This window comes from Sphingomonas sp. LH128 (assembly GCF_000293195.2).
In the GTDB taxonomy this organism is placed as follows: domain Bacteria; phylum Pseudomonadota; class Alphaproteobacteria; order Sphingomonadales; family Sphingomonadaceae; genus Novosphingobium; species Novosphingobium resinovorum_A.
Genome location: NZ_ALVC01000183.1, coordinates 1 through 8783 on the forward strand (window position 1 = coordinate 1; position 8783 = coordinate 8783).

Here is an 8783-nt window from a genome sequence, read left to right on the forward strand (position 1 = left end):
TGCTGGTCGTCGGCGGGGTCGCTTGCGCGGGATCGGCGCAGGCCCAGGACATCACCGTCAAGCCGGTCGCCGAGGCGCGGGTACGCTACGAGCATGTCGATCAGGACGGCATCGCCGCCAAGGCCGATGCGCTGACCGTGCGGGTACGCGGCGGCGCGCAGGCCACCAGCGGGGCGCTGAGCGCCACCGTGGTCGCGCAGGGCAACCTCGCCGTGGCCGACGACTACTACGATGGCGTGAACGGTGCGGCCACGCGGCCGCTGGTGGCCGATCCGCAGAACATCGCGCTCTACATCGCGCAGTTGCAGTACAAGGCGAAAGGCGTGACGCTGACCGCCGGGCGCCAGAAGATCGCGCTGGACGACGAGCGCTTCGTCGGCAACGTCGCCTTCCGCGACAATGCGCAGACCTTCGACGCGGTGAGGGCCGAGGTCACCCCGGTCAAGGGCCTGAAACTGGACGTTTCCTACGCCTGGAGCGTGCGCACGATCTGGGGCATCGACGGCAACGCCGCGCGCCAGCAGGCGGTGGGCGGGGACAATCTGCTCGCCAACCTCTCGTGGGAGACACCGCTTGGGGTGCTGACCGGGTTCGCCTACCTCGTCGATCAGGATGAGGCGGCGGTGCAGGCGTTTCGCCTCTCCAGCCAGACATATGGTGCCCGTTTCGCGGGGACTCATGCGTTCGGCAAGGCGGTGAAACTGACTTATCAGGCGAGTTACGCGCGCCAGTCGGACTGGCACCGCAATCCCAGCGACTACAGCGCCGAATACTGGCTGGCCGACGCGACGCTCGACGTGAAGGGTTGGAAGGCCAATGCCGGTTATGAAGTGCTTGGCTCCGACAAGGGCGCGGCGCTGACCAGCTTCCAGACGCCGCTGGGCACCAACTTCAAGTTCCAGGGCTGGGCGGACAAGTTCCTGACGACGCCCGCGAACGGCGTACGCGATCTCTATTTCGGCGGCGGGTACGGTGCGAAACAGATCGGCGCACTGTCCGCCGTCACCCTGCAGGCAACGTGGCACCGCTTCGACAGCGACCGGCTGGACCAGCACTACGGCAACGAAATCAATCTCCTGGCCTCGGCAAAGCTGCGCAAGACGGCGATCGCGCTGCGCTATGCCCACTATGACGCGAAGACCCTCGCGACCGACACCGACAAGGTCTGGGTCCAGTTCGACTGGGCGATTTGACAGGTTCGTTACGGAATCGCTTGAGCCTTCGGGCGATTCCATTTATGTTGCAGTGCAAAGGGCAGCGTTGTCCTTCTTACATCGCCGAAATGTCCCACTGACGGGGCACGTAGGCACCGAATGATGGCAAGGCCGCCATCCTGACTTCCGGTTTCGAACCGGGGGTCTGGATGGCGGCCTTTTCTCGTTTTCAACTCCCTTTCCCATGACATTGCCGGAGTTTCGAACATGGACTTTCAGGACGGGATCGAACCCAATTCCGACTATGACGACGCGCTGATCGTGCCGAGTGACGATGCCAATGGTGATGACAGGCGCGAGCATCTGGTCGTCGTCGGCAACGGCATGGCGGGCTGCCGCGCGGTCGAGGAACTGCTGGCGCGCGATGCGGACCGCTACCGCGTGACGATCTTCGGCGCCGAGCCGCATGTAAACTACAATCGCATCATGCTTTCGCCGGTACTGGCGGGTGAGAAGACCTTCGGGCAGATCGTCATCAATACCCGCGAGTGGTATGACGAGAACGGCATCGACCTCATCACCGCCGATCCCGTCACCGCGATCGACCGGGCGGCGAAGACCGTCACCTCGCGCTCGGGCGGCACGGTGCATTACGACCGCCTGCTGATCGCGACCGGCTCCGATCCGTTCATCATTCCCGTGCCCGGCAAGGATTTGCCCGGCGTGATCTCGTTCCGCGACATGAACGACGTCGATACGATGCTGGCGGCTGCCGAAGCCGGAAAAGCGCAAGGCGGCGGCTCGGCCGTGGTCATCGGCGGCGGCCTGCTGGGCCTCGAGGCGGCGCATGGCCTGACCTTGCGCGGCATGAAGGTCACCGTCATCCACCTCATGTCCACGCTGATGGAGCGCCAGCTGGACGAGGCCGCGGGCTGGCTGCTCAAGTCCGCGCTGGAAGGGCGCGGCCAGACTATCCTGACAGGCGCCGACACCGCCGAGATCTATGGTGAGGGCAAGGTCGAGGGCGTGCGCCTCAAGGACGGGCGCGAGATTCCGGCCAGCCTCGTCGTCATGGCCGTGGGCATCCGTCCCGCCACCGCGCTGGCGCGCGAGGCGGGGCTGGACGTCGGGCGCGGCATCAAGGTCGACGACCACATGGTCACCAGCGACCCCTCGGTGCTCGCGGTCGGCGAATGCGTGGAGCATGACGGCAACGTCTACGGCCTCGTCGCGCCGCTGTGGGACATGTGCCGCAGCCTCGCCGACGGGCTGACCGACCGGCACACCGGCTATCGCGGCTCGGTCACCTCGACCAAGCTGAAGGTCGCCGGGCTCGACGTGTTCTCCGCCGGCGACTTCTCGGGCGGCGAGGGATGCGAGGACATCGTGCTGCGCGATGCCGCGCGCGGGGTCTACAAGCGCGTCGTGGTGAAGGACGACAAGGTCGTCGGCGCCGTACTCTACGGCGATACGGCGGACGGCGGTTGGTACTTCGACCTGCTGAAGAAGGGCGAGGACGTTTCCGAAGTCCGCGACCTGCTGATCTTCGGCCAGGCCTTCGCCTCGGGAGGAGGCGCGCTGGACCCTAAGGGGGCCGTTGCGGCGCTCTCGGACGATGCCGAGATCTGCGGCTGCAACGGCGTCTCCAAGGGCCAGGTCGTCGGTTGCATCGAGGCGGGTGCCTGCAGCCTCGACGCCGTGCGCGCCACCTGCAAGGCTTCGGCCAGCTGCGGGCAGTGCACCGGCCTTGTCGAGAGCCTGCTGGCGCTGACGCTGGGCGAAGAGGTCGAGGCAGGGCCGAAGACCTTGTGCAAGTGCACCAGCTTCACTCACGACGACGTGCGCCGCGAGATCGTGGCGCAGGACATGCGCTCGATCCCCGAAGTGATGCAGAAGCTGCACTGGGCGACGCCGGATGGCTGTTCTTCCTGCCGCCCGGCGCTCAACTACTACCTGCTCTGCGCGCTGCCCGGCGAATACGTGGACGACCAGCAGAGCCGCTTCGTCAACGAGCGTATGCACGCCAACATCCAGAAGGACGGCACGTATTCGGTGGTCCCGCGCATGTGGGGCGGCCTCACCAGCCCGCGCGAGTTGCGCGCGATCGCCGACGTGGTCGAGAAGTACGATGCGCCGATGGTGAAGGTGACCGGTGGCCAGCGCCTCGACATCTTCGGCATCAAGAAGGAGGATTTGCCCGCCGTCTGGGCCGATCTCAACGCTGCCGGGATGGTCTCGGGCCATGCCTACGGCAAGTCGCTGCGTACGGTGAAGACCTGCGTGGGTTCGGAATGGTGCCGCTTCGGCACGCAGGATTCGACCGGCCTCGGCGTCAAGACCGAGCGGATGACCTGGGGCAGCTGGATGCCGCACAAGTTCAAGATCGCGGTTTCCGGCTGCCCGCGCAACTGCGCCGAGGCGACGATCAAGGACTTCGGGATTGTCTGCGTGGATTCCGGCTACGAACTGAGCGTGGGCGGAAACGGCGGCATCAAGGTGCGCGCCACCGACTTCCTGTGCAAGGTCGCGACCGAGGAGGAAGCGCTCGAATATTGCGCCGCCTTCATCCAGGTCTACCGCGAGGAAGCGCGCTATCTGGAACGCACCGCACCGTGGATCGAGCGCGTCGGCGTCGACTACGTGAAGTCCCGCGTGGTCGAGGACGAGGCGGGCCGCAAGGCGCTCGCCGCGCGGTTCCTCTATTCGCAGAGCTTCAGCCAGGACGATCCGTGGGCCGAACGCGCCTCGGGCGATCGCGCCGACCTGCACCAGCACCTCCAACCTCTTGCTCTCGAAGCAGCGGAGTGAACGCCATGACCGACTGGATCGATATCGGAACCCTGAGCGACATCCCCCAGCGCGGCGCGCGCACCGTGCGGTTCGAGGGGGAGCCGGAGATCGCCGTCTTCCGCACCGGCGACGACAAGGTCTTCGCGCTCGTCAACGAATGCCCGCACAAGAAGGGGCCGCTCAGCCAGGGCATCGTCCATGGCCACGCGGTCGCCTGTCCGCTGCACAACTGGAACATCGCGCTGGCGAGCGGCGAGGCGCAAGGGGCGGACAGCGGCTGCACCCCGACCATTGCCGTGCGTGAGGAGAACGGTCGCATCCTGCTGGCGCGTCCCGAAGTGATGAGGGACGCGGCCTGATGCGCGAGGCGGTCCGCACGACCTGCGCCTATTGCGGCGTCGGCTGCGGCATCTCGGCCACCCCCACGGGTGCGCGCGAGGTGACGATCCGGGGGGACGAGGCACACCCGGCGAATGCGGGGCGCCTCTGCTCCAAGGGTACGCATCTGGGCGAGACGGTCGGGCTGACCGGCCGCCTTCTCCACCCGATGATCGGCGACAAGCGCGTACGCTGGGACAAGGCGCTGGACCTCGTCGCCAAGCGCTTTCGCGACACCATCGCCCGCCATGGGCCGGACAGCGTGGCGTTCTATGTCTCCGGCCAGTTGCTGACCGAGGACTACTACGTCGCCAACAAGCTGATGAAGGGCTTCATCGGTTCAGCCAACATCGACACCAATTCCCGCCTGTGCATGTCGAGCGCGGTCGCCGGCCACACCCGCGCCTTCGGCGAGGACGTGGTGCCCGCTACCTACGAGGATCTGGACAAGGCCGACCTTGTCGTGCTGGTCGGTTCGAACACGGCATGGTGCCATCCGATCGTCTACCAGCGCATCCAGGCGGCGCGTGCAGAGTGGGGCACGAAGCTGATCGTCATCGACCCGCGCCGCACAGAAACCTGCGAAGGCGCCGACCTGCACCTGCCGCTGCGCCCCGGCAGCGACGTGGCGCTGATGAACGGGCTGCTGGCATGGCTCGCCGAGCAGGGCATGGTCGACAAGGCGTTCATGGCTGCCCACGTCGATGCGCCCGAGGGTTTCTGGGAGCACCTTGCGACCGGCCATGACGTGTGGACCACGGCGCAGACCTGTGACCTCGATCCCGCGCTGCTGCTGCAGTTCTACGAGATGTTTGCCGCGAACCCGCGCACGGTCACGATGTTCAGCCAGGGGATCAACCAGTCGATCCGCGGCACCGACCAGGTCAACGCGATCATCAACCTGCATCTTGCGACGGGGCGGATCGGCCAGCCGGGCGCGGCGCCGTTCTCGATCACCGGGCAGCCCAATGCGATGGGCGGGCGCGAGGTCGGCGGGCTCGCCTCGACGCTGGCTGCGCACATGGACTTCGCGGCCGAGAACGTCGCGCGCGTCGGCCGCTTCTGGGCCGCGCCGACGATGGCGACGAAGCCGGGTCTCAAAGCAGTGGACCTGTTCCGCGCGATCGGCGAGGGGCGGATCAAGGCGCTGTGGGTCATGGCGACCAACCCCGCCGTCTCGCTGCCCGACGCGGGCAACGTGCGTGCGGCGCTGGAGAAATGCCCCTTCGTCGTCGTCTCCGACGTCATCGCGAACACGGACACCACCGCCTATGCCCATGTGCGCCTCCCCGCCGCCGCATGGGGCGAGAAGGACGGCACCGTCACCAATTCGGAGCGCACCATCAGCCGCCAGCGTCCGTTCATGGACCTGCCCGGAGAGGCCAAGCCGGACTGGTGGATCGTCAAGGAAGTGGGCCGCCGGATGGGCTGGGGGAGCGCCTTCGCCTATGACACCCCCGCCGACATCTGGCGCGAACATGCGCGCCTCACGGCCTATCAGAATGATGGCGCGCGCGTCCTGAACCTCGCTGCCCACGCCGCGATCGGCAACCTTGCCTATGATGCAATGGAGCCGTTCCGCTGGGGTGGTACACCGTTCGCCGACGGTCGCTTCCCGACGCCGAGCGGACGCGCGCGGATGGTCAAGGTCGGGCAGATGGACCTGCAGGCCCCGCTCGCCGACTGGCCGTTGACGCTCAACACCGGACGCTACCGCGACCAGTGGCACACGATGACGCGCACCGGGCTCGCCCCCAAGCTGGCGCGCCACCGCGAGGAACCGCTGGTCGAGGTTCATCCCGCCGACGCCCTCGCGCTGGACCTGAAGGACGGCGATCTCGCCCGCGTCTCGACCCCGCAGGGCAACAGCACCTTCCGCGTGCTGCTCAGCGACGGCCAGCGTTCGGGCGAGATATTCACGCCGATCCACTGGACCGACCAGATTTCCACCGGCGGCCGCACCGGCCTGCTGCCGCGCCCGCTGGTCGATCCGCACTCCGGCCAGCCCGGCTTCAAGTCCACCCCCGCCGCGCTCGCCAAAGTCGAGACCGAATGGAAGGGCTTCCTCATCCTGCGCGGCGATGAACCCGCCCGCGTGCCCTGCCTGTGGGCGACACGCGTGGCGGTGCCGGGCGGCGCGCTCTACGAGATCGCGGGCAATGGCGATGCCGCGCGCATCGAAGCCTGCCTGCCCAAGGGCGAGCGCATCGAGGCCATCGACCACACCCGAGGCTCGCGCCGCATCGCGGTGATCGTCGAGGGCAGGCTGGCGGGCGTGCTGTTCCTCACCCGCACCGGCCTGCTGCCTTCGCGCGACTGGCTGATCGGGCAACTCGCGGTCGGCGACGTAGGCGCCACCGTGCTCGCCGCGCGCGGCCCCGGCAGCCAGCCGGACAAGGGCGCGACCGTCTGCGTCTGCTTCGACATCGGCCTCAACCAGATCGTCGCCGCCATTCGCGAACAGGCGCTGGTGGACGTTCCCGCCATCGGCAGGGCGCTGGGCGCAGGCACAAATTGCGGGTCGTGCCGCCCTGCCCTCGCCAAAATTCTTGCACAGACCAATACGCCACAGGCCAACGAGGAGGTTCTCGATGCAGCCGAATGAACTGATCTCCCCCGGTGAAGTCTGGCTGGTCGGCGCCGGGCCGGGCGACCCGGATCTTTTGACCCGCAAGGCGGAAAAGCTCATCGCGGCGGCCGACGTCGTTTTCCACGACGCGCTCGTCGGCCCCGGCGTGCTCGATCTCATCCCTGCCCGCACGGACCGCGTCAGCGTGGGCAAGCGCTCGGGCCGCCACTCCCGCGATCAGCAGAGCATCGATGAGATGCTCGTCGCAGCCGCGCTTGCCGGTAAGCGCGTGGTGCGGCTCAAGGGCGGCGACCCGGCCATGTTCGCCCGTGCGACCGAAGAGATGACGGCCTTGCGCAAGGTCGGCGTGCGGGTGCGCATCTGTCCGGGCATCACCGCCGCCAGCGCCGTTGCGGCATCGGCCGGGCTGTCGCTGTCCCTACGCGGCATAGCCCGCCGGGTGCAGTTCGTCACGGCCCATAGCCGCAACGGGCAGGCACTCGATCTGGACTGGCCGGCGCTCGCCGATCCCGCCTGCACGCTGGCCGTCTATATGGGCCGGGAAGCGGCACCGGAACTGAGCATGGCGCTCATCGCCGCCGGTCTGCCGGGCTCCACGCCTGCCCTGATCACCTGCGACGCGTCGCTGCCGCAGGAGCAGCAATTGCGCACCCGGCTGGACCTGCTGCCGCTGGTGGCCCAGGCCTTTGCCGAGGACCGCCCCACTCTGATCCTGATCGGAGAGGCCGTCGCGCAGGCCGACGGCACGGTGCCCGTCGGTTCGGCGGTGGCCATGCCCCTGCGCATCGCGGCAGGGGAGTAGGCGAATGGCCACCGCTCCCGAACTGCCCTGCCACGCTGCCGCAACCTTCGATGACGCGCAGGCGATAGTCCGGCAAAGCTGCGCGCCGCTGGGGGTCGAATGGGTCCCGCTGGCGAAGGCCGGTCGCCGGACGCTGGCCGGTGATGCCATCGCGCAGATCGATTCACCAAGGCGGGACAGCGCGGCAATGGACGGTTTCGCCGTCCGGTCCGAGGACTTTGCCGGGGATTTCACCCGCTTCGTGCTGCAGGGAGAGAGCGTGGCCGGGGGAAGCCAGCCGTTGCCATTGCGACCCGGAGCCGCGATGCGCATCTCGACCGGCGCGCCGATACCCTTGGGAGCAGACCGGGTGGTGATGCGCGAACACGCCCGCCTCGACGGCAAAGAGGTGATCCTGCCGCGTACTTCGGGCAAGCCCCATGTCAGGCCGCGCGCATCCGATTTTGCGAAAGGTACGGCGCTGCTCCCGGCAGGCAGCCGGATCGGTCCCCGCGCCATGGTGGTCGCCGCCGCTGCCGATATCGCGAAGCTGCCCGTGTGGCGCCAACCCCGGCTTCGGGTGATGGTCAATGGAGACGAGCTTGTCGTTCCCGGCAATGCCGCACCCGACGTCGATACCATCCCCGACAGCCTGAGCGAAGCCCTGCTGCTGATGGCGCGTCAATGGGGTGCGAAACCGCTCGGCACCTTGCGATCGATGGACCGGGTCGAGGACCTGCGTGCGGCTGCGATGGCGGCGATGGACGGGACGGACCTTATCGTCATCGCGGGCGGCGCCTCGCACGGCCACCGGGATCTGGCACGGAGGGCGCTGATGCCGCTGGGCCTGCGGATGGCCTTTGCCGGTGTGGCGATGAAGCCCGGCAAGCCGCTGTGGTACGGCAAAATCGGCCGGACTCATGTGCTTGGCCTGCCCGGCAATCCGACCGCCGCGCTGACCACTGCCCGCCTCTTTCTGGCGCCCATGATCTGCGCGCTTTCCGGCGCGGGCTTCGATCAGGCTTTGCAGTGGAGCGAGAACCGGCTGCTCCACGATGTGCCGGGCGGAAGCGATCGCGATCAGTTCCTT

6 protein-coding genes are annotated in these 8783 nt (G+C 67.8%); all 6 read left to right on the forward strand.

What is annotated here, in order from left to right; all coding sequences use genetic code 11:
- Positions 1-2: 2 nt before the first annotated feature.
- The gene (locus tag LH128_RS15390) at positions 3-1193 is read left to right on the forward strand and encodes a hypothetical protein (RefSeq protein ID WP_008830577.1); all 1191 of its coding nucleotides are present in this window, start codon (positions 3-5) and stop codon (positions 1191-1193) included.
- A 228-nt stretch (positions 1194-1421) separates the two neighbouring features.
- Positions 1422-3962, forward strand: a complete 2541-nt coding sequence (nirB, locus tag LH128_RS15395; protein WP_008830578.1) for a nitrite reductase large subunit NirB — start codon at positions 1422-1424, stop codon at positions 3960-3962.
- A gap of 5 nt (positions 3963-3967) precedes the next feature.
- Positions 3968-4303 carry a nitrite reductase small subunit NirD gene (gene nirD, locus LH128_RS15400; RefSeq protein WP_008830579.1) on the forward strand — a complete coding sequence of 112 codons (336 nt, stop codon included), beginning with the start codon at positions 3968-3970 and terminating at the stop codon, positions 4301-4303.
- Positions 4303-6927 (forward strand): nitrate reductase, encoded by a 2625-nt coding sequence (locus LH128_RS15405; RefSeq protein WP_008830580.1) that lies wholly within the window; start codon positions 4303-4305, stop codon positions 6925-6927. Before nirD ends, LH128_RS15405 begins: the two co-directional genes overlap by 1 nt.
- Complete coding sequence (gene cobA / locus LH128_RS15410) at positions 6914-7714, forward strand: uroporphyrinogen-III C-methyltransferase (protein ID WP_008830581.1); 801 nt, start codon at positions 6914-6916, stop codon at positions 7712-7714. Before LH128_RS15405 ends, cobA begins: the two co-directional genes overlap by 14 nt.
- Positions 7715-7718: 4 nt before the next feature.
- A partial coding sequence (locus LH128_RS15415; RefSeq protein ID WP_008830582.1) for a molybdopterin molybdotransferase MoeA occupies positions 7719-8783 on the forward strand: 1065 nt, incomplete at its 3' end.

Excerpts from the sequence above, each read along its gene's own strand:
- nirB (WP_008830578.1), top strand. The coding sequence starts at position 1,422 with ATGGACTTTCAGGACGGGATCGAACCCAATTCCGACTATGACGACGCG.
- nirD (WP_008830579.1), top strand. The coding sequence starts at position 3,968 with ATGACCGACTGGATCGATATCGGAACCCTGAGCGACATCCCCCAGCGC.
- LH128_RS15405 (WP_008830580.1), top strand. The coding sequence starts at position 4,303 with ATGCGCGAGGCGGTCCGCACGACCTGCGCCTATTGCGGCGTCGGCTGC.
- cobA (WP_008830581.1), top strand. The coding sequence starts at position 6,914 with ATGCAGCCGAATGAACTGATCTCCCCCGGTGAAGTCTGGCTGGTCGGC.